This is a genomic window from Phyllobacterium zundukense, assembly GCF_025452195.1.
In the GTDB taxonomy this organism is placed as follows: Bacteria; Pseudomonadota; Alphaproteobacteria; order Rhizobiales; family Rhizobiaceae; genus Phyllobacterium; species Phyllobacterium zundukense_A.
In genome coordinates this window covers 1,772,578-1,791,350 of record NZ_CP104973.1, presented here as the reverse complement: position 1 = coordinate 1,791,350, position 18,773 = coordinate 1,772,578, and the positions used below count along the sequence as shown (strand labels likewise).

The window sequence follows — 18,773 nt, the reverse complement described above, 5'->3', positions numbered from 1 at the left end:
CTAGATCAACGGGTCGAGGATGAAACGCTTGTCCTGGACCGGCGGTTTTTCCGTCTTCGGCTCGCCGGGCATCGTCGTAACGGAAGCCGGCGGCAGCTCAGGATCGCCCTTTCGGCCACAGGCCGAAACAACGCTTAGAATTGCAATCGACATCAGTATTGTCGTCAAAAAAGAACGGCTCGTCATAAGTTTGATCCCGAATGGCGTTTACTCTGTCTAGCGTATGAAGGCGCTCTTTGCACCCCCATCTCCAGCCAATATTGTTTTAGAGTTTGGCGATACGCTTTTGCCAGAATCTGATCTGGCGGCGAACCTCGCCCGGCGCCGTACCGCCATAGGATTTGCGGCTGCGCACCGATTTGTCGACTGTCAGATAACCGAACACCGAATCGGTGATGCCAGGATGTATCGCCTGCAGGTCCTCCAGCGACAGCTTGCCGAGCTCGGCTTTCTTCTCTTCGGCCAGTGCCACGGCACGTCCGGTCACATGATGCGCCTCGCGGAAAGGCAGGCCGAGCTCGCGTACCAGCCAATCAGCAAGATCGGTTGCAGTGGAGTAACCGGAACCGGCTGCTTTTTTCATTGCGGCGGTGTTGATGGTCATGTCGCCAACCATGCCGGTCATCGCGGCAATGCATAGTTCCAGCGTCTCCGCCGCATCGAAGACGGCTTCCTTGTCTTCCTGCATGTCCTTGGAATAGGTCAGCGGCAGACCTTTCATCACCGTCAAAAGCCCGACCAGCGAGCCGGTGATACGCCCGGTCTTGGCGCGCACAAGTTCGGCTGCGTCGGGGTTCTTCTTCTGCGGCATGATCGACGAGCCGGTGGAGAAACTGTCGGACAGACGCACGAACCCGAACTGCGGCGTCGACCAGATGACGATTTCTTCGGCCAACCGCGACAGGTGCGTCGCGGTGATCGCGGCGGTCGAGAGAAATTCCAGCGCATAATCGCGATCCGAAACACTGTCGAGCGAGTTGCGCGTCGGCTCGCGGAACCCGAGCGCCTTTGCGGTCATGTGCCGGTCTATCGGAAATCCGGTCCCGGCCAGCGCCGCAGCACCCAGCGGGGATTCGTCCATGCGCTGGATAGCGTCCTTCACCCGGCTCAAATCGCGGCCGAACATCTCGACATAGGCCATGCAGTGGTGACCGAAGGTGACCGGCTGCGCCGTCTGCAGATGCGTAAAGCCTGGCATCAGCGATGCCGCATGTTCCTCGGCACGCGTCAGAAAGGCTTCGATCAGCTTCTTCAGCGCAATCGCCGTCCTCTCGAATTCCGCCTTGACCCAGAGGCGGAAATCGACAGCGACCTGATCATTGCGCGAGCGTGCCGTATGCAACCGGCCTGCCGGCGCGCCGATCAGTTCAGCCAGTCTCGACTCGATATTCATGTGAATGTCTTCGAGCTTGCGCGAAAACGTGAATTTTCCCGTCTCTATCTCTGACAATATCGTGTTCAGGCCCTTTGCGATCTTGTCGTGATCGTCCGCCGCTATTATGCCGGTTTTCGCAAGCATGGCAGCATGGGCAAGCGAACCCTGAATGTCCTGGGCGTAGAGTTTCTGGTCGAAGCCGATGGAAGCGTTGATTTCTTCCATGATCGCGGCGGGACCCGAGGCAAAACGGCCTCCCCACATTTCATTGCTGTTCTTCTTGTCGGACATGGGTAGCGCCTTGGGTGAGAAGCGAGAAGAGTAAAATGACGGACGGCAACGAAACGCAGAAAACGCCACGCGACAACAGCAGGAAGATCATCCTGTCTGCAGCTCTCGCAGGCATTCTTGCCGGTGCGGTTGCGGTATACGTGATGGAACGGCCTTCTGGCAATATTGTCGCCGGCACAAACCCGTCCGATCAATGCGCGTTGAAAACCGCGGATGCCAAGAAAATCGACGGGGCGGCCGTTGGCGCCGTTGCGGCCATGCGTGGTGCGGATTCGCCTCAATCCATGTCGGCTTTGACTTTCACCGCTCCCGATGGGAAGCCTGCCCGCCTCGGCGATTTCAAAGGCAAGACGCTTCTTGTCAATCTGTGGGCAACGTGGTGCGTGCCTTGCCGCGAGGAAATGCCGGCCCTCGATGCCTTGGAAACGAAGAAGGGCGGCGACAATTTCCAGGTCGTGACCATCAACATCGATACGGGCGATGATGAGAAGCCGAAGGCGTTCCTGAGCGAGATCGGCGTCAAGTCGCTGCTACTCTATCGCGATCCATCGATGGGTGTATTCAACGATCTGAAGCGCAAGAATCTTGCTTTCGGCCTCCCGGTGACGATGCTTGTCGACAAGGAAGGCTGCCAGATCGCGGCGATGAATGGTCCGGCCGATTGGTCCAGCGATGACGCCGCCCGTTTTGTCGATACGGCGACCGGCCTGTGATCAATGCGCATCCCTAGAGCGTTTGGGTATTCCTGAAATATGAGGGTTCATCCCCTCCCGCAGCTTCGCTGCGACCTCCCCATGGAAGGGGGAGGTGGGAGCCTTGCTGGATATATCCGGTAGCCCCTGCCCCCTCACCCTCCCCTCGATGGGGAGGGTCGGACCGCAGGTCCGGGGTGGGTGAAACGCTTCCACGAAAACCTGATACGCTCTAGTTGTCAAACGCCGCGACAACCGCCTCCATCCAGTGGTCGCGGATCTTCATCTTGTGCATGTGCTCGAGCGTGCTGTGCACATAGTCTTCATTGCGGCCCGATTGACCCACTGAACCGCGCACAGCCGTTGCTGCTTCGCTGACGGAAAGTCTGCCCGCATACTGAACATGGCTGCGGTCGACGATATAGGTCAGCGCCTCGACCTTGCGCCCGTCTTCGAGCCGTATCGCGAGCCGCCGCTCGAGATAGACATGCGTGACCAATTCGCGCGCCCGCAAATAGGCGACAACCTCGTCCTCGAGATCGCCAGGCACACGAAACGCCATTCCGAGGCAGGATCCGCCCCGATCGAGGCCGAGCACCAGCCCCGGACGCTCCGGCGTTCCACGATGCACGTAGGACCGGACACACAGCGCTCTTCGATAGCCGTGCAGGCGGGCGTGCAAAGTCTCCACATGGGCAAAACCCGGCTTCCACATCAAAGAGCCATAGCCAAAGACCCAAAAATCGCCCATATCCGTCCTGATAGATTTGCCTGATAGATTTGCCTGAGAGACTGTTTTGAGAATTCAGCCTGGCGAGTCAGTTGATGTGGTTTTCGAGACCCGGAGCGCAGTGGACATTTGGTCCATGCGCCTAGGTCAGTGCAGAAATCGCATCAAATGGCCGTCGGGGTGGATTGTCAACGGTCCCGTGACCGATAGCGAGACCCGCCCCATGCCGTCAAGCACTGCCGAAAAGAGCCGCAAGCCTTCGAGACTTCCGATCATCATCGGCGCACTGGTTATCCTTGCCGGCGTGATCTACACCGGTGGCTGGTACTATCTGGCTAATCAGTTGGAAAGCCGCGTCGCAACGAATATCGCGGCGTTCAAGCAACAGGGTATCGACGCCAGCTGCGAAAACGCCAGGGCGAGCGGCTATCCCTTACGCGTTGGTCTCGACTGCTCGAAAGTCGGCTGGGTCGACCAAGCCAAAAGCATATCTATCACCGCCGGCAGCTTCCGTTCCGCAGCGCAAATCTACGACCCGCTTCAGATTGTCAGCAGCGTCCAGGGCCCTGCCGCAGTCGACGTGCCCGGTGCTCCGCCTCTCGACGTGAAATGGGAAAATCTCGCCACCAGCGTCCGGCTCGACAAGCCGCTTCCCAAACAACTGTCGATCGAAGGCAGCAATGTCATGGTCAATGAGCGCGGAAACGTGAGCAATCCTGTTCCGCTCGCCGTCATGCAGACCGGGAAACTTGAGTTCAATACCAGCCAGCCGCAGATGGATATCGCACTTTCCTTCGACAAGCTGAAGATCGCCGACAATATCGTCCTCGACAGGCCATTGCCCGAATTGACCGGCGCGGCCGATGTCCAGCTTGCCAATGGTTTCGCGCTGCTGGCAAAACCGGAGCGTGACCTGTCGGTTCTGCGCGGTCAGACGGGAACGCTGCGAAAAGTCGAACTGTCCTTCGAGGATGGCAGCGGGATTGCAATTTCCGGTCCGTTTTCCGTCGCCGATGACGGGCGCATCAGCGGTGATTTCAAGGTGACGATGCGCAATCCGGAAGGCGTGGCCAAAGTCATGCAGGGCATTTTCCCTGAAGCAGGCAATACGATTTCCACCGTTGTCCAAGCGATGGCGTTCGTTCCGAAAGATGAGAGCGGCGCGCCGACACTTCCCATTACGGCGAAGAACGGCAAAATGTCGGTTGGCTTTATCAGTATCGGACGGCTGCCTGCGCTGTAAACTTGCACTAGGCCATCGACGAAAGTAGTATTGATAACAGTTATCAAGCCCTGATACATTTCTTGAGAGCAACAACCATGGCCAGCAGCGTGAACCTCGGAATAAAACTCGAAGCCTATGTGGACGATTTGGTGAAGTCCGGGCGTTATAATTCACGCAGCGAAGTCTTGCGCGAAGGCATAAGATTGGTTGAGGAGCGTGAAAAGCGCCTCGCAGCGCTCGATGCAGCAATTGCTCGGGGGCTTGCGGACGTTGAGGCTGGCCGGGTTAAGCCTCTACGTGAAGTCGCCGATCGCCTGAAAGCAAAATACCAAAGTATGGTGGAAGATCATTCGTGATTGTCATCATCACGGACGAAGCGGAGGTCGATCTTGAGGAAATTGGCGACTATATAGCGCGCAACAGTCCGCGCCGGGCAGTCAGTTTCGTGGATGAACTAGTTGATCGATGCGAGCGTCTTGTCAGCATGCACAACAGTTTCCCGTTTGTATCAGGACACGAGCATACTGGCGTCCGGCGTCGGCCGTACGGCGAGTACCTTATCTTCTATCGTTTCGACGAGGCTGGCGTCAAAGTTTTGCGCATTCTCAACGGCGCCCGAGATCACGAATCCATCGTTTTTCCTGAACCATGACGATTACTTTGACCGCTGCCCTGCCTTTTGCCGTCCGAAGTCCGGCGCATCCACTTCCTGGCCGGCATCGATGATACCGCGTCGGACGGCACGTGTCCGGGTGAACAGGTCGAAAAGCGCATCGCCATCACCCCAGCGAACCGATCGCTGCAATGAGGCGAGGTCCTCGGAAAACCGCGACAGCATTTCAAGGATGGCGTCCTTGTTGTGCAGGCAGACATCGCGCCACATGGTGGGATCAGATGCGGCCAGACGGGTGAAATCGCGAAAACCTGAAGCCGAATATTTGATGACTTCGGAGTTCGTCACTTCTTCCAGGTCGCTGGCCGTGCCGACGATATTGTAGGCGATGAGGTGCGGGAGATGCGATACGATGGCGAGCACACGGTCGTGATGCAAAGGGTCCATCGTATCGAGCCGCGAACCGCAGGCTTCCCAAAACCTCGTCAGCTTTGCGATAGCGTCCGGGTCCGTGCCTTCGATCGGCGTGAGAATGCACCAACGGTTGATGAACAGATCGGCAAACCCGGCATCGGGGCCGGAATACTCCGTTCCTGCGAGCGGATGCCCCGGAATGAAATGCACATTCGCGGGGAGTTCCGGTTGCATCTGTGCAATCACCGAGCCCTTGGTCGAACCGACATCGGTGACGATCGCCCCGGGCTTAAGCGAGGCGGCGATCTGCCGGGCAACTTCACCTGACGAACCGACAGGCACAGAAACAATGACGAGATCGGCGTTCTTCACCGCCTCGGCGCTGTCGCGTGTATAGCTATCGCCGAGGCCAAGCTCTTTGGCCCGAGCCAGTGTGGCTTCGCTGCGGGTGGAGATGACGATCTTGTCGGCAAGGCCCTCGCGCTTGATGACGCGCGCCAGCGACGAACCGATAAGGCCGATGCCGATCAGGGCGATTGTATCAAAATGAACGTCGGACATTTGTTTTACTTTAAGAATTTAGAAAGTGCAGCGACTACGCCGCGATTGGCTTCTTCGGATCCAATGGAGAGGCGCAACGCGTTCGGAAATCCGTATCCCGTAACGCGGCGCAAAATATAGCCCTTGCTCGTCAGGTAAGCGTCCGACTTCTCCGCCGATTTCGCCGGATCTTCGGGAAAGTGCACGAGAAGGAAATTTCCGACCGACGGCGTGACCCGAAGCCCAAGCCCGGTCAATTGTTCGGTGAGCCAGACACGCCATGTCTCGTTATACGCGGCAGCCTCCGCGACATGCGCGCGGTCGCGGACCGCGGCACTGCCGGCAAGAATGGCCGCCGAGTTCATGTTGAAGGGGCCGCGAATGCGATTGACCGCATCGATGACGTGGACGGGTGCGAACATCCAGCCGATGCGAAGCGCAGCCAGCCCATAAATCTTGGAAAAGGTCCGGGTCATCACGACATTCTCGAAGGATGACACAAGTTCGACACCCGCTTCGTAGTCATTACGGCGGACATATTCTGCGTAGGCAGCATCGATGACCAGCAGTACATTCTTGGGCAAGCCGTCATGCAGACGGCGTACTTCTTCGAAAGGCAGGTACGTGCCGGTCGGATTGTTTGGGTTGGCAAGGAAAATTATCTTCGTGCGTGGCGTGACCGCGCCCAGTATGGAGTCGACCTCGGCCCGTTCGCTATTTTCGCGTGCAACAACCGGCGTCGCCCCCGCAGCCATAATGTAGTTTCTGTAGACCAGAAATCCATGTTCGGTGTAGATCGCCTCGTCGCCGGGCGAAAGATAGGTCTGGCAAAGCAGGCCAAGCAGTTCGTCAGAGCCATTGCCGCAAAGAATGTTCTCGGCATTGAGGCGGTGCACATCGGCGATCGCCTTCTTCAGTTCCGTTGCCTGACCATCCGGATAGATCGCAAGCTTCCCCGCCGCCTCGCGAAAGGCATCTATAGCGTGCTTGCTGGCGCCGAGCGGCGTTTCATTTGCCGACAGCTTGTGGACCTTCGCGACACCCGGAGCATGTTCCTTGCCGGGGACATAGGCTGCTACGTCCAGTATGCCGGCTTTCGGAGTTGGGCGCATGTCTTGTCGTGTCGTCATGATTGTTCGGGTCCGTAACGGGCAAAAGCACCGTGCGGACATAACTGCATGGAGCCCGGATGTCGAGAACAACTTGACTTTGCGCGAGCTGCGACCATACCTACGCGCGATCACGCCCTCAATTGCACAAAAATGACCAAAGCTAGCCGACCATCCGCTAAAAAAGTCCAGCAAAGCCAGGAGGCGACAAATCCCCACAGTCCGGTGGTGGATTTTGGCGCCGGCAAGCCGTTGCATCTGGACAGCGGTGTGTCGCTTTCGCCGTTTCGCATCGCCTATCAGTCCTATGGCGAACTCAACGCCGACAAGTCCAACGCAATCCTCGTCTGTCATGCGCTGACCGGCGATCAGCATGTCGCCAATGTCCATCCCGTAACCGGCAAGCCCGGCTGGTGGGAGTTGCTTATCGGTCCGGGCAAGCCCATCGATACGGACCGCTATTTCGTGCTCTGTTCCAATGTTCTCGGTGGTTGCCTTGGCTCGACAGGCCCGGCCTCGATCAATCCTGAAACCGGCAAGGCCTACGCGCTGGACCTTCCGATCATCACGATAGCGGACATGGTGCGGGCCCAGGCGATGCTCATCGACCATCTGGGCATCAAACAGCTTTTTGCCGTGATCGGCGGATCCATGGGCGGCATGCAGGTGCTGGAATGGGCGTCGAGCCATTCCGACAAGGTGTTTGCGGCCGTGGCGATCGCGACCGGTGCCCGCCACTCGTCGCAGAATATCGCCTTCCATGAAGTAGGCCGTCAAGCGGTCATGGCTGATCCCGATTGGAAGGAAGGCCGCTATCTCGAAGCCGGCACTGTCCCGCGCAAGGGTCTTTCGGTCGCCCGCATGGCGGCGCATATCACCTATCTCTCCGAGACTGCCTTGCACAACAAATTCGGGCGCAATCTGCAGGATCGACAGAAACTGACCTTCGGGTTCGACGCCGATTTCCAGATTGAAAGCTATCTGCGCCATCAGGGCACGACGTTCGTCGAGCGCTTCGATCCGAATTCCTATCTCTACATGACCCGGGCGATGGACTATTTCGACTTGGCGGCGGAACATGGCGGCCGCCTTGCCGACGCCTTCGCCGGATCGAAAACCCGGTTTTGCATCGTTTCATTCACCAGCGACTGGCTGTTCCCGACCAGCGAAAGCCGGATGGTCGCCCATGCGCTGAATGCGGCCGGCGCGTCGGTGTCCTTCGTCGAGATCGAGTCGGATCGGGGGCACGACTCGTTCCTGCTCGATGAGCCCGAGATGTTTTCGACGATCACCGGATTCATCCGCTCCGCCGCCCGCGCCAGGGGGCTTTTGCCGTCATGAGTGTGAACGTCCATCCCCGCGTCGATTTTGCCGTCATCGCTTCGCTGGTCGAACCCGGCTCGCGCGTGCTCGATGTCGGCTGCGGCGATGGCGAACTGCTGGAGCTTTTGCAGAACACCAAGGATGTGGATGGGCGGGGCGTCGAGCTTTCGCAAAAGGGCGTCAACGAATCGGTGGCGCGCGGCCTGTCGGTCATCCAGGGCGATGCCGACAGCGACCTCAAATATTATCCGGATGGCGGTTTCGATTATGTGATCCTGTCGCAGACCTTGCAGGCGACCCGCAACCCGAAGAATGTTCTCTCCGAACTTCTGCGCATCGGCGAAAAGGCCATCGTGTCATTCCCCAATTTCGGGCATTGGCGGGTACGCACCTCGCTTGCAATCAACGGTCGCATGCCGGTCACCAAAGACCTGCCCTATAGCTGGTACGACACGCCGAATATCCACTTCTGCACCATCAATGATTTTGTCGACATGACCAAGGAAGTCGGCGCGGTGGTCGAGTCCGCCGTCGCGCTGAATGCCTTGGGAGAGCGCCTCGGATTCAACATGCCTTGGGGGTTTTGGAACCTCTTCGGCCAGCAGGCCGTGTTTTTGCTCAAACGCTAGCGAATCCTGAACAGAATTTGCGCAAGAACCCTCGAACCTCACACGAAGAGTCGCGATTCCGGTGCAAGACTCATCGATTCCGCCGCAAGAATTTAAACCGATGCGGGTAATTTGGTTGTGCTAACGCGAACTTGCGCTTGCCGTGCCTTGCGGTGAGAGCACCGGTACGAACACACGCCGCGACGCACGCTTGGCAACGGGCAGCCCCTGATAGATGCGTTTTTGCGCCTCAACGATCAGCACGCCAGAGAACATCGGCCAAAACCGGCGACCCACCCGTTCAAACAATGAAGAAGGCCGCATCATCGCTTTTCGCGATGATGGCGGGAAGAACAGAGCTTCGCCCCACGGTCCGGGCGTGAAGTTTGCCTCCCTCAGGAGACGCGTCAGCTGACCTCGGCTATAGGGGCGGCCGCTGCCAAACGGCGTATGTTCGAACCTTGCCCATAGCCCGCGCCTGTTCGGAACGACGATGACCAGCCGGCCGTTGGGCGCCAGAACACGCCACATTTCCTTCAGTGTTTCGCGTGGGTCTTCCGCATGTTCCAGCGCATGTACCATCAATATTCTGTCCACTGCGGAGTCCGGCAGAGGCAAATCCTCTTCAAATATCAATGCTGTAGCGGATGGCTCAGCCGGCGGCCAGCTGGCCGCGCCCTGCCCCGCCGGCATGAACGCGAAGGTGCGCTCCGTATCGCCGCGGAACCGGTCGAGGTAAGGTACGGCGTATCCGAGACCAACCAGCCGCTCGCCTGGCAGCTTCGGCCAGAGCGGCACCAAGGCCATTGAAATAGAGCGCTCGGTCAGATGGCCGAGAGTTGAAGCGTAAAACGCGCGCAGATCGATGATGTCTAGATGCATGGCCGCAACGTAACATGGAAGATGAGAACATCAAGAAATGACATGGGTTGCGGGCTTGGCTGAACCGGGATTATCTTGCCCAGCAAAGAATGAAGAGAACGACCATGTCCCAATTGCAAATAGAACAATTCACCGCGCGCAGCGATAATTTCGGCGTGCTGATCCATGATCCTGAAACCGGTCTGACCGCGTCGATAGATGCCCCGGAGGAACAGCCGATTCTCGACGCGCTCAAGCGCCGCGGCTGGAAATTGACCCATATTTTCAACACGCATCACCATACCGATCATGTCGAGGCAAATCTGGCGCTCAAGAAACGATTTGGCGTGGAAATCATTGGTCCGGAAGACGAAAAGGCGAAAATACCAGGTATTGACCGCGGCGTCCGTCACGGTGACCGTTTCAAGTTCGGCAGTTTCGAGGTGGAGGTCATTTCCACACCGGGGCACACCGCAGGAGAAATCTCCTTTCATATCCCTGCCGCCAAGGTCGCGTTTACCGGCGACACCTTGTTTTCGCTCGGCTGCGGGCGACTTTTCGAAGGAACGCCGGCAACCATGTTCAAGTCGCTGCAGCGGTTGATCGGACTGCCGGGTGAAACGGAGATCTATTGCGGCCACGAATACAGCGAGAGCAATGCGCGTTTTGCCCTGACTATCGACCCGGAAAACTCCGCGCTCAAGGAGCGGGCCAAGGAAATCAAGAGGTTGCGCGGGGCAGATTTACCGACCTTGCCGACAACGCTGATGCGCGAGATGGCGACCAACCCGTTTCTCCGCTGGCACGATCCGGCGATCCGCAAAAACCTCAAAATGGAGAGCGCGACCGATGAGGCGGTTTTCGCCGAAATCCGCAAGCGCAAGGACAACTTTTGATGGTGCTGACAGCAGGCGAGATTCGCGAATACCTCGGGCTTCAGCCGCATCCGGAAGGCGGCTTCTATGTCCAGACTTTCCGCGACAACCAGGGTGAATGGCCAGAAGGCGGGCGCGGGCACTCGACGGCGATCTACTTTCTGCTCGAGGAAGGCCAAATTTCGGCCTGGCACCGCGTCAAGGATGCTGCGGAAGTCTGGCACTGGTATGGTGGTGCACCACTGCTTTTGACCGTGGCGACTGAGGGCTCACCGCACGAAACCCATACGCTTGGACTTGACCTTGCCAATGGGCAGCGCCCGCAAGCCATTGTTCCGGCAGGACAATGGCAAATGGCCAAGAGCCTCGGCGCGTGGACACTTGTCGGGTGCACGGTAGCACCGGGATTTGATTTCGCTCAGTTCGAGATGGCGGAACCTGGCTGGGAGCCCTGACGGCGTCTGAAAAGCATGTCCTTTGCTGCGATAACCGCGCCCAGCGTGATCAGGAGGCAGGCGAGCATCACGCGTCCCGTTGGCTCCGTAACCCCGGCGACGATCAGCACAAGCGTTGAAAGCAGTGGCGCGGCATAGCTCGACGCACCAAGCACCTGGATATTCCCATGCTTGACGCCGTAGTCCCAGACGTAGAAAGCCGCCCCAACCGGGAATAGTCCAAGTCCGAGGACGGCCAGCCATTGGGTGATGCCATCCGGCCAGATTGTCTGCTCGAGCAGCACGTGCGAAATCAGCGAAAGTATTGAAGTTGCTATGCAAAAGCCTGTCACAGCGTCGGTTGGCACATTGGCGAAGCGTCGTGACAACAGCGAATAGGCGGCCCATGTCAGTGCGCAGAGGCCAGCCATGGCGTAGCCGAAGCCAAATTGCGGGTCGAAGCCGAGGCCGCCACCTTTGGTTATGATCAGCACCGTTCCCGCCAAGCCCAGCAGCGTACCTATAATGTGAAACCAGCGCAGCTTTTCACCAGGCATCAGGGCAGATCCCACTACGATGAAAAGCGGCCAGAGATAGGCGATAAGGCTGGCGTCAACCGCTGGTGCGTTACGCAGCGCCGTGAAATAGAGGAAGTGATAGCCAAATAGCCCCACCACGCCAAGCATCCAGACCTTTGCAGGCTGGCGCAGGTGCCGCGCAGCACCCGGCCGCCACAGCCAAGAGATCAAACCGAGGCACGCACCGATAGCGAACGTCATCGCGGTCAACTGAAATGGCGGAACCTTACCCGACACATCGGTGAAAAGCGCGAGCATCGCCCACATGATGATCGCAAGAAAACCAACAAATGTCGCCAAAAAAGCACCCCGGATCTGAAGTACGGCTGCCGAGCCGCGTCTATTGCGTCTTTTCGAAACGGGTTGCGTAAACAGTCACCGTGCCGATCTGCGTGCCGATCTTTGCCTGCACCGGTGAATAGATAGCGGACTTGCCGAGTGATGCAAAGGTGAGACTGATCTTGCTTGAGTTCTTCAAATATTCGATAGCTTTTCGCCCTGATTGATAACCGGCGACCGGGACGAATTTGGCTGAACAAGTGATGGCATCGCCCTTGAAACCCTGGGTCGCAAAGGGCTGGGCCCGGCCCGATGGAGAAAGTTTCAAATCCACGCGCGTCTGGCCATCGAAGAGATGCAACGTCTGCTTGCAGACCTGGTCAAGGCTGCTTGCTGCCACCATCACGCCGGAAATCGGATCGGCAACGGATTGCAGGTCGGCAGGTTTGAGATCCACCCAATTCTTCTTCCTCTTGATCGGCGGATCATTGGTGGTAGTCGTCACGTTGCCGTTGGTAAAAGCGATCGACGTGCTTTTGTTTCGATTGCCATGCCGGTATTTGACAACATAAGAATTCGGTACAGGCCCGGTCTCGGCGAACTGACCAGTAATGTCCAGCTTGCCGTTGGTGTCATCGAAGAGGCTACCTAGCCCCGAGCTGGCAAGAGACCCGACAACTTTGTAAGCGCGATCATCTGTGACACTGGTTGAAAAACTCGCCTTGGCTATCGACAATCCGAAGAGCGAGACGCGGTAATCTGTCTGATATGACTGAGCGCCGTGCGCCGGATGCGCACCCATCAGCGCTAGCGCAGCGAGCGGCACCAGCATTAATTTTCGGCTGGCGTAGTGCCTGTGGGCATTCATTCTCGTCATTTTCGTCCAAAGCATCCCTGCAGCGATTGTTCGAAAGCATAAAACGGGCGAAGTTGTGATAAACAATACAAGCTGGCCCGTATTATATATAGGTAGCGGCAAACTTGGCATAAGTGCACTTGACGTGCGCGGCCCATATCACTATAGAAACGCGACTTCCCAATAGGCCGCCCATCCGATAAGCGAGCCGCTGCACGGCAACGTGCGATGGTAGCAGGAAATATTCGGACAAAGGCGAATGAAAAATTTGAAGGTGAGACCAGATGTCCCGCACATGTGAATTGACCGCTAAGTCGGTACAATATGGTAACAATGTGAGCCACGCGAACAACAGAACGCGCCGCCGCTTCTTGCCGAATCTTTGCCACGTAACGCTGATTTCCGAAGCACTCGGTCAGAGCTATCGCCTGCGCGTTTCAGCTCACGCCCTGCGCAGCGTCGAGCATCGCGGTGGTCTGGATGCATTCCTGGTCAAAGCTGACGAGAAGGAGCTGTCGCAACGCGCCCGTCTCCTGAAGCGCCAGATTGCCAAGAAGCTTCTCGAAGCTCCGGTCGCTGCGTAATCAGCAATCGTTTCTATTTCTAGTCGTCGAGGCCAGCAAATGCTGGCCTTATTGCTGGTTCCATTACCCAGGATAAAAAAATGCCGCCGAAGCGCGCCTATACCTTTTCGGATTTTATTCTCCCCGTTCTAGCCATGTGCGCGGTCGTTGCCGCGTCCAATATCCTTGTTCAGTATCCTTTTGATCATTTTGGATTGGGAGAAATCCTGACTTATGGCGCCTTTACCTATCCGATAGCCTTTCTGGTCAACGATCTTGCAAATCGCACATTCGGCCCGGCCTTTGCCCGGAAGGTCGTCTATGTGGGGTTTGCAATTGCCGTCGTCCTTTCGGTCTGGCTGGCAACGCCGCGCATCGCCATCGCATCCGGCACGGCATTCCTCACCGCCCAGCTTCTCGACATCACCGTATTCAACAGATTGCGGCAGCTGACCTGGTGGAAGGCGCCTTTTGCCTCTGCCATCTTCGGTTCGCTGTTAGACACACTGCTGTTTTTCTCGATCGCCTTTGCCGCCGACTTTGCCTGGATCGACGCCGCGACGGGCCACACCGATTCGTCACTTACCATGCTAGTGCCGTTCCTTGGCAGGGAAATCCCATTGTGGATGTCGTTGGGTTTTGGCGATCTGATGGTCAAGATGTTCATGGCTGTCGCAATGCTAGTGCCTTATGGAGCAATCCTTGCAATCTTCGCCCCTGCAATCTACTCGGCAAACCGGAATTCCAAATAAAGATTCCGTTGCAGAATGGAATGATTATCATCTGATACGAGTGATAGCCGGGTAGAACCGTCGGCCGTCTGCCAGACATCCAGCCCTTCCATATTGTCTATCTGGTTGCGCATGTCTGCCTGCAGGATGAATTCACCGTCGACTGTGGCACCAGGTTTGATGCTCGCCACGGGTATCCTTCGTATTCTCAGGACCACGCCGCTTGCCATGCTGAAGCGACGCTCGAGCAGCAGCAAATCACCATCGGGCAGGAAATCGCCATCGCTGATGTCAAAATCGTCGCGGCGTTTGACAAAGAAAGTGCCCTTCTGTGGTCCTTCAAGAACTGCGGCAAACATATCGCCGGCCTTGTTGATGCTTTTCTCGGTTACGGCAATCCACGCCCCGTGCAATGGGCTGGAGGCTGGTGAATAGGCTATCGTCTCTATGCCGCGATTGTTGCGCAGCTCTTCCCTCGGTATCGGCAGAGGAACATCCTTTGGCGTCGAGACAAAGTTTTCAAGGTCCAGCGCATATTCTGCAATCCGGTGGATACGCTCGAATGAGACAGTGACGATATTGCCGTAAACGCTCATGCCTTCGGCATCGGAGTTCCATTTGCCCTCGACGGGAACACCCTCCTCGCTCTGGATCGGTGCCAAGCGAAAACTGCTGATTGATGAAGGTCTGCCCTCTTCATCGCGCTGCATCGTACCCGCATACCAGAAGCCTGTATCGGTGATGCCGAGAAACTTCTTTCCCGAATCCAGATAGCGAAACGCGGAAAGGCCGCCAAAGTCGGAACTCGCAGAAGTCATTTCCAGACCGCCAACAAATTCAAGGTCTCCGAATCGCCTCTCGGACGAGCCGATGCGAAAATTGGAGATGACACGGGACTCGATGACTGCAGGGGAAACGACCGCGCTCTCTTCCGCTGAAACCGGCATTGCAACAAGGAACACGAGGTAAAGCGATGCGCGCCGAAAAGCCAGCGCAGTTCGGTTCATATTATCGCCGCACTGACTTTTTTGGGCTCTGTCGCTCCGGCTCTTCAAATAGTGAAGCCAGCTGCTCCGTCATGGCGCCGGCAAGTTCCTCGGCATCCACGATAGTAACAGCGCGGCGATAGTATCTCGTCACATCATGACCGATACCAATGGCGATAAGCTCAACCGGCGAACGTGTTTCGATCTCCTCGATCACAGCGCGCAGATGCCGCTCGAGATAGTTACCCGGATTGACCGAAAGAGTGGAATCATCAACTGGAGCTCCATCCGAGATCATCATCAGGATACGGCGCTGCTCAGGACGGCCCAGCAACCGTTGGTGAGCCCATATCAGGGCTTCACCGTCGATGTTCTCTTTCAGGAGGCCTTCGCGCATCATCAGGCCAAGATTGCGCCGTGCGCGCCGCCACGGGGCGTCAGCGCGCTTGTAGACGATGTGGCGCAGGTCATTAAGACGTCCGGGATTGGCGGGCTTACCGCGTTCCAGCCAAGCTTCCCGCGCCTGACCGCCTTTCCAGGCCTTGGTGGTGAAGCCGAGGATTTCCACCTTTACGCCGCAGCGCTCCAACGTCCTTGCCAGAATGTCCGCGCACGTCGCGGCAACGGTAATCGGGCGCCCGCGCATGGAACCGGAATTGTCTATAAGCAACGTCACCACCGTATCGCGGAAATCCGTATCACGTTCCTGCTTATAGGAGAGTGGTTGCGTTGGATCGATTACAATCCGCACAAGACGGGCACTATCGAGGTAGCCTTCCTCAAGATCGAAGTCCCATGAGCGGTTTTGCTGCGCCATAAGACGGCGTTGCAACTTGTTTGCCAGGCGTCCAACGACAGCGGAGAGATTGGCGAGTTGCTTGTCGAGGAAAGCCCGCAATCGCTCCAGCTCGGCCTCGTCGCAAAGCTCTTCCGCATCGGTTGTTTCGTCGAACTCCTGCGTGAAAATCTTGTAGCCGCTTTCACTGCCGAGGTTGGAGAAAGGCTGGTTGGGCCGCCTCGCCTCGCCGGGGATTTCGGCATCCGCGTCCGAATCCTCGTCCATATCGTCAGACGAAGCGTCGGCGGCTTCGGTCTCGCCGGACTGGCTGTCGTCGCTGGATGTATCGGAATCATCATTCTCGGACGAATCGCTGCCCTCGTTCTCGTCCGAACCACCTTCGTTGTTTTCTTCCGGTTCTGGCGAGTCTTCGTTATTGTCCTGGCTGTCGTCTTCCTGGCTCTCCTGGGCCAGCTCTTCCGCCATTTCCATGGAAGCCAGCATCTCGCGTACGACACGAGCGAAAGCGTTTTGATCGTTGATCTTGGCGCCGAGATGGTCGAGGTCCGCTGCGGCCTTCTCCTCGATCCAGTCACGCCACAGGTCAAGCACATTGCCAGCTGATTCCGGCGCTTTGCGACCGGTAAGCTTTTCACGAACCAAAAGCGCCACGGCTTCTTCCAACGGCGCCTCTGCCTTGTCGGTAATCGCCGGAAAATTGGCCCGGGCATATTTGTCCGAGAGCATAGAAGTCAGATTCTCGGCGACGCCGTCCATACGCAGCGCGCCGATGGCTTCGACACGCGCCTGTTCGACCGCGTCGAAGATCGCCCTCGCCTGCTTGCCTTCCGGCGCCAGCGTCGCGTGAATACGGTCATTGTGACAGGCTTTGCGCAGCGCCATCGAGTCGCCAAGACCGCGCGTGACGGCTACATCATTGGCAGTTGGGCGCTTGGGCAGATCAGGAAGCCGGGCACGATGACCGGTCAGGGCCGGCTTGTCGTTACCGAACCCGACTTCCATTTCATGGTCGCCGGCAATCGCTCGCATACATCCCGTAAGCGCGCGCTTGAAAGGTTCGGAATCAACCGGACCTTTCGGATTCGCACGTGAATTATCTCCGGGACCTGCCATCTTTACCGTGACGCTCAGCCTATGACCACGTTGGCCGTGGACTCAGGCAGTTCCTTGCCAAACGCCCGCTGATAGAACTCGGCGACCAGCGGACGTTCGAGTTCGTCGCACTTGTTGAGGAACGTCAAACGGAAAGCAAAGCCCACGTCCTTGAAGATATCGGCATTTTCCGCCCATGTGATGACTGTACGCGGGCTCATGACAGTCGAGAGGTCGCCATTGATGAACGCTGCGCGCGTCATGTCAGCAACGCGCACCATCTTGGAGACGATCTCCTTGCCTTCCTTGTTCTGATAATGCTTGGCCTTGGCGGCAACGATAGCCGCCTCATTGTCGTGCGGCAGATAGTTGAGCGTTGTCACGATGGACCAACGGTCCATCTGCGCCTGATTGATCTGCTGCGTGCCATGATAAAGACCCGTCGTATCACCAAGACCAACCGTATTGGCGGTGGCAAACAGACGAAAAGCGGGATGCGGGCGGATAACGCGACTTTGATCGAGCAGCGTCAGACGACCCGACGATTCGAGCACGCGCTGGATCACGAACATTACGTCCGGACGGCCGGCATCATACTCGTCGAATACAAGCGCGACATTGTGCTGATAGGCCCAAGGCAGGATGCCGTCGCGGAATTCGGTGATCTGCATACCTTCCTTGACGACGATCGCATCCTTGCCGACAAGGTCGATACGGCTGACGTGACTATCCAGATTGACGCGCACGCATGGCCAGTTCAGCCTCGCCGCAACCTGCTCGATATGGGTCGATTTGCCCGTACCGTGATAGCCGGAGACCATGACACGGCGGTTGAACGCAAAGCCCGCGAGAATGGCCAGCGTGGTCTGTTTGTCGAATAGATAGTCCGTGTCGATTTCCGGCACATAAGCGTCACCTGCCTTATAGGCAGGAACCATCATATCGGTTTCAAAACCAAACAATTTTGCAGCAGAAACCGTTGTATCCGGCAAATTCGCAATATCGCGATCAACCTTATTCATCATGCCTCCAGCGCGACTGCACGCGCAGACGCATAAAGATAGTTTGGAACCTCGCTGTGAAGTCCCGAATTCGGCTCAATCGTGGGTTAGCAGAAACCAGCCGCTTTGAGCAATTGATAGGCCTGGATTACGTCACGGAAACGATCCTCGGAAGCCCTGTCACCGCCATTGGCATCGGGGTGATGGATCTTCACAAGCTCTTTATAGCGCGACTTTATGTCTTCGCCAGTGGCTTTTGCGCCAAGCCCAAGCGTATCCAGTGCTTTCGACTCCAGTGGCTTGAGCTTGCGGATGTGCACCCGCGCCTCATTGAAAACGCTGTTGGGGTCACGGAATCTGTTCTGATATGCCGCACGACCCGAACGCAACTTCGAAAAATCCGGCGATGTCTTGGCGCTGGCACTCGCTTGAGCGCGCGTACTGGCGCTTGCACCCGCTCCGCTTCCAGGCAATCCCGCAACGGTCCAGGTCGGACGGTCGCCCGTTAACGCTTCCTTCTGGTACCTGGCTACCTCGGCGTCCGAGAGACCCGAGAAGTAATTATAGCCCTTATTGTACTCACGCACATGGTCGATGCAGAAATGGAAGAACTCGCCTTCCTTCTCACGTCCCACGGGCGCGCGATGCGGTCCAGGCTTGTCGCAACCATCCCATTGGCAGACGGGTGTGCGCGATTTCTCCTCGTCCACCTTTTTCGGGCGGATGCGGATGCTGTCAAAATATTTCGAACTTGAGGTCATCGAATCAGAATCATCAACGGATCGGTTGGCGGAACAA

General features: G+C 57.3%; 22 protein-coding genes. 10 read left to right on the top strand and 12 right to left on the bottom strand.

All coding sequences use genetic code 11. From position 1 onward, the window contains the following. Together lptM and argH are read right to left on the bottom strand one after the other, a co-directional pair. Complete coding sequence (gene lptM, locus N8E88_RS21210; RefSeq protein WP_209999448.1) at positions 1-186, bottom strand: LPS translocon maturation chaperone LptM; 186 nt, start codon at positions 184-186, stop codon at positions 1-3. A gap of 79 nt (positions 187-265) precedes the next feature. After that, positions 266-1,666: an argininosuccinate lyase gene (argH, locus tag N8E88_RS21205; protein WP_262295376.1), complete on the bottom strand. Its 1,401-nt coding sequence runs from the start codon at positions 1,664-1,666 to the stop codon at positions 266-268. A 35-nt stretch (positions 1,667-1,701) separates the two neighbouring features. On the opposite strand from argH, the gene tlpA reads away from it, so the two are divergent. Continuing rightward, positions 1,702-2,379 (top strand): thiol:disulfide interchange protein TlpA, encoded by a 678-nt coding sequence (tlpA, locus tag N8E88_RS21200; protein WP_262295375.1) that lies wholly within the window; start codon positions 1,702-1,704, stop codon positions 2,377-2,379. Positions 2,380-2,590: 211 nt separating this feature from the next. Here tlpA and N8E88_RS21195 read toward each other — a convergent pair whose 3' ends face one another. Next, positions 2,591-3,109 (bottom strand): gamma-glutamylcyclotransferase, encoded by a 519-nt coding sequence (locus N8E88_RS21195; RefSeq protein ID WP_262295374.1) that lies wholly within the window; start codon positions 3,107-3,109, stop codon positions 2,591-2,593. Positions 3,110-3,311: 202 nt separating this feature from the next. Between N8E88_RS21195 and N8E88_RS21190 the strand changes: the two genes are divergently transcribed. From N8E88_RS21190 to N8E88_RS21180, 3 genes are all read left to right on the top strand, one after another. Then, a complete protein-coding gene (locus N8E88_RS21190; RefSeq protein WP_262295373.1) occupies positions 3,312-4,331 on the top strand; it encodes a DUF2125 domain-containing protein in 1,020 nt (339 codons plus the stop codon). Between the two features lie 77 nt (positions 4,332-4,408). After that, complete coding sequence (locus N8E88_RS21185; RefSeq protein WP_114431622.1) at positions 4,409-4,669, top strand: type II toxin-antitoxin system ParD family antitoxin; 261 nt, start codon at positions 4,409-4,411, stop codon at positions 4,667-4,669. Then, positions 4,666-4,965, top strand: a complete 300-nt coding sequence (locus tag N8E88_RS21180; RefSeq protein WP_262295372.1) for a type II toxin-antitoxin system RelE/ParE family toxin — start codon at positions 4,666-4,668, stop codon at positions 4,963-4,965. The genes N8E88_RS21185 and N8E88_RS21180 overlap by 4 nt, the downstream gene beginning before the upstream one ends. Before the next feature lie 3 nt (positions 4,966-4,968). Here the strand turns inward: N8E88_RS21180 and N8E88_RS21175 are convergent, their stop codons facing one another. Together N8E88_RS21175 and hisC are read right to left on the bottom strand one after the other, a co-directional pair. Further along, positions 4,969-5,901 (bottom strand): prephenate/arogenate dehydrogenase family protein, encoded by a 933-nt coding sequence (locus N8E88_RS21175; protein ID WP_262295371.1) that lies wholly within the window; start codon positions 5,899-5,901, stop codon positions 4,969-4,971. Positions 5,902-5,906: 5 nt separating this feature from the next. Further along, positions 5,907-7,010, bottom strand: a complete 1,104-nt coding sequence (hisC, locus tag N8E88_RS21170; RefSeq protein WP_262295370.1) for a histidinol-phosphate transaminase — start codon at positions 7,008-7,010, stop codon at positions 5,907-5,909. Between the two features lie 132 nt (positions 7,011-7,142). Here hisC and N8E88_RS21165 point away from each other — a divergent pair, with 132 nt between their 5' ends. Then, complete coding sequence (locus N8E88_RS21165; protein WP_262295369.1) at positions 7,143-8,330, top strand: homoserine O-acetyltransferase MetX; 1,188 nt, start codon at positions 7,143-7,145, stop codon at positions 8,328-8,330. Continuing rightward, complete coding sequence (metW, locus tag N8E88_RS21160) at positions 8,327-8,941, top strand: methionine biosynthesis protein MetW (RefSeq protein WP_262295368.1); 615 nt, start codon at positions 8,327-8,329, stop codon at positions 8,939-8,941. The genes N8E88_RS21165 and metW overlap by 4 nt, the downstream gene beginning before the upstream one ends. A 120-nt stretch (positions 8,942-9,061) precedes the next feature. Here metW and N8E88_RS21155 read toward each other — a convergent pair whose 3' ends face one another. Continuing rightward, positions 9,062-9,802: a class I SAM-dependent methyltransferase gene (locus N8E88_RS21155; RefSeq protein ID WP_262295367.1), complete on the bottom strand. Its 741-nt coding sequence runs from the start codon at positions 9,800-9,802 to the stop codon at positions 9,062-9,064. A 104-nt stretch (positions 9,803-9,906) separates the two neighbouring features. Here N8E88_RS21155 and gloB point away from each other — a divergent pair, with 104 nt between their 5' ends. Beyond that, positions 9,907-10,677, top strand: coding sequence for a hydroxyacylglutathione hydrolase (gene gloB / locus N8E88_RS21150; protein WP_262295366.1), 771 nt, complete (start codon positions 9,907-9,909; stop codon positions 10,675-10,677). After that, a complete protein-coding gene (locus tag N8E88_RS21145; protein ID WP_410010672.1) occupies positions 10,677-11,111 on the top strand; it encodes a cupin domain-containing protein in 435 nt (144 codons plus the stop codon). The genes gloB and N8E88_RS21145 overlap by 1 nt, the downstream gene beginning before the upstream one ends. Here N8E88_RS21145 and N8E88_RS21140 read toward each other — a convergent pair. Together N8E88_RS21140 and N8E88_RS21135 are read right to left on the bottom strand one after the other, a co-directional pair. Further along, positions 11,075-11,935 (bottom strand): aromatic amino acid exporter YddG, encoded by an 861-nt coding sequence (locus tag N8E88_RS21140; RefSeq protein WP_262295558.1) that lies wholly within the window; start codon positions 11,933-11,935, stop codon positions 11,075-11,077. The two genes, N8E88_RS21145 and N8E88_RS21140, sit on opposite strands and share 37 nt — an antisense overlap. A 73-nt stretch (positions 11,936-12,008) precedes the next feature. Further along, entirely contained in the window at positions 12,009-12,824 is an 816-nt protein-coding gene (locus N8E88_RS21135) for a DUF3108 domain-containing protein (protein WP_262295365.1), read from the bottom strand. Positions 12,825-13,087: 263 nt separating this feature from the next. Here N8E88_RS21135 and rpmB point away from each other — a divergent pair, with 263 nt between their 5' ends. Next, positions 13,088-13,387 (top strand): 50S ribosomal protein L28, encoded by a 300-nt coding sequence (rpmB, locus tag N8E88_RS21130; protein WP_112523551.1) that lies wholly within the window; start codon positions 13,088-13,090, stop codon positions 13,385-13,387. 80 nt (positions 13,388-13,467) lie between these two features. Further along, positions 13,468-14,118, top strand: coding sequence for a queuosine precursor transporter (locus tag N8E88_RS21125; RefSeq protein WP_262295364.1), 651 nt, complete (start codon positions 13,468-13,470; stop codon positions 14,116-14,118). On the opposite strand, the gene N8E88_RS21120 is transcribed toward N8E88_RS21125, so the two are convergent. From N8E88_RS21120 to N8E88_RS21105, 4 genes are all read right to left on the bottom strand, one after another. Next, positions 14,091-15,104 (bottom strand): esterase-like activity of phytase family protein, encoded by a 1,014-nt coding sequence (locus tag N8E88_RS21120; protein ID WP_262295363.1) that lies wholly within the window; start codon positions 15,102-15,104, stop codon positions 14,091-14,093. The two genes, N8E88_RS21125 and N8E88_RS21120, sit on opposite strands and share 28 nt — an antisense overlap. A gap of 1 nt (position 15,105) precedes the next feature. Further along, positions 15,106-16,995, bottom strand: coding sequence for a cobaltochelatase subunit CobT (gene cobT, locus N8E88_RS21115; RefSeq protein WP_262295362.1), 1,890 nt, complete (start codon positions 16,993-16,995; stop codon positions 15,106-15,108). 14 nt (positions 16,996-17,009) lie between these two features. Continuing rightward, complete coding sequence (cobS, locus tag N8E88_RS21110) at positions 17,010-17,996, bottom strand: cobaltochelatase subunit CobS (RefSeq protein ID WP_112523562.1); 987 nt, start codon at positions 17,994-17,996, stop codon at positions 17,010-17,012. Between the two features lie 86 nt (positions 17,997-18,082). Further along, positions 18,083-18,736, bottom strand: coding sequence for a J domain-containing protein (locus N8E88_RS21105; protein WP_112523565.1), 654 nt, complete (start codon positions 18,734-18,736; stop codon positions 18,083-18,085). Positions 18,737-18,773: the final 37 nt, after the last annotated feature.

Coding starts and splice junctions, on each gene's coding strand:
- cobS (WP_112523562.1), bottom strand. CDS start 17,996: ATGAATAAGGTTGATCGCGATATTGCGAATTTGCCGGATACAACGGTT.
- N8E88_RS21120 (WP_262295363.1), bottom strand. CDS start 15,104: ATGAACCGAACTGCGCTGGCTTTTCGGCGCGCATCGCTTTACCTCGTG.
- tlpA (WP_262295375.1), top strand. CDS start 1,702: ATGACGGACGGCAACGAAACGCAGAAAACGCCACGCGACAACAGCAGG.
- metW (WP_262295368.1), top strand. CDS start 8,327: ATGAGTGTGAACGTCCATCCCCGCGTCGATTTTGCCGTCATCGCTTCG.
- N8E88_RS21195 (WP_262295374.1), bottom strand. CDS start 3,109: ATGGGCGATTTTTGGGTCTTTGGCTATGGCTCTTTGATGTGGAAGCCG.
- N8E88_RS21125 (WP_262295364.1), top strand. CDS start 13,468: ATGCCGCCGAAGCGCGCCTATACCTTTTCGGATTTTATTCTCCCCGTT.
- N8E88_RS21165 (WP_262295369.1), top strand. CDS start 7,143: ATGACCAAAGCTAGCCGACCATCCGCTAAAAAAGTCCAGCAAAGCCAG.
- N8E88_RS21185 (WP_114431622.1), top strand. CDS start 4,409: ATGGCCAGCAGCGTGAACCTCGGAATAAAACTCGAAGCCTATGTGGAC.
- cobT (WP_262295362.1), bottom strand. CDS start 16,995: ATGGCAGGTCCCGGAGATAATTCACGTGCGAATCCGAAAGGTCCGGTT.
- N8E88_RS21140 (WP_262295558.1), bottom strand. CDS start 11,935: ATGTGGGCGATGCTCGCGCTTTTCACCGATGTGTCGGGTAAGGTTCCG.
- lptM (WP_209999448.1), bottom strand. CDS start 186: ATGACGAGCCGTTCTTTTTTGACGACAATACTGATGTCGATTGCAATT.
- N8E88_RS21175 (WP_262295371.1), bottom strand. CDS start 5,901: ATGTCCGACGTTCATTTTGATACAATCGCCCTGATCGGCATCGGCCTT.
- hisC (WP_262295370.1), bottom strand. CDS start 7,010: ATGACGACACGACAAGACATGCGCCCAACTCCGAAAGCCGGCATACTG.
- N8E88_RS21145 (WP_410010672.1), top strand. CDS start 10,677: ATGGTGCTGACAGCAGGCGAGATTCGCGAATACCTCGGGCTTCAGCCG.
- N8E88_RS21105 (WP_112523565.1), bottom strand. CDS start 18,736: ATGACCTCAAGTTCGAAATATTTTGACAGCATCCGCATCCGCCCGAAA.
- N8E88_RS21155 (WP_262295367.1), bottom strand. CDS start 9,802: ATGCATCTAGACATCATCGATCTGCGCGCGTTTTACGCTTCAACTCTC.
- argH (WP_262295376.1), bottom strand. CDS start 1,666: ATGTCCGACAAGAAGAACAGCAATGAAATGTGGGGAGGCCGTTTTGCC.
- rpmB (WP_112523551.1), top strand. CDS start 13,088: ATGTCCCGCACATGTGAATTGACCGCTAAGTCGGTACAATATGGTAAC.
- N8E88_RS21135 (WP_262295365.1), bottom strand. CDS start 12,824: ATGACGAGAATGAATGCCCACAGGCACTACGCCAGCCGAAAATTAATG.
- N8E88_RS21190 (WP_262295373.1), top strand. CDS start 3,312: ATGCCGTCAAGCACTGCCGAAAAGAGCCGCAAGCCTTCGAGACTTCCG.
- gloB (WP_262295366.1), top strand. CDS start 9,907: ATGTCCCAATTGCAAATAGAACAATTCACCGCGCGCAGCGATAATTTC.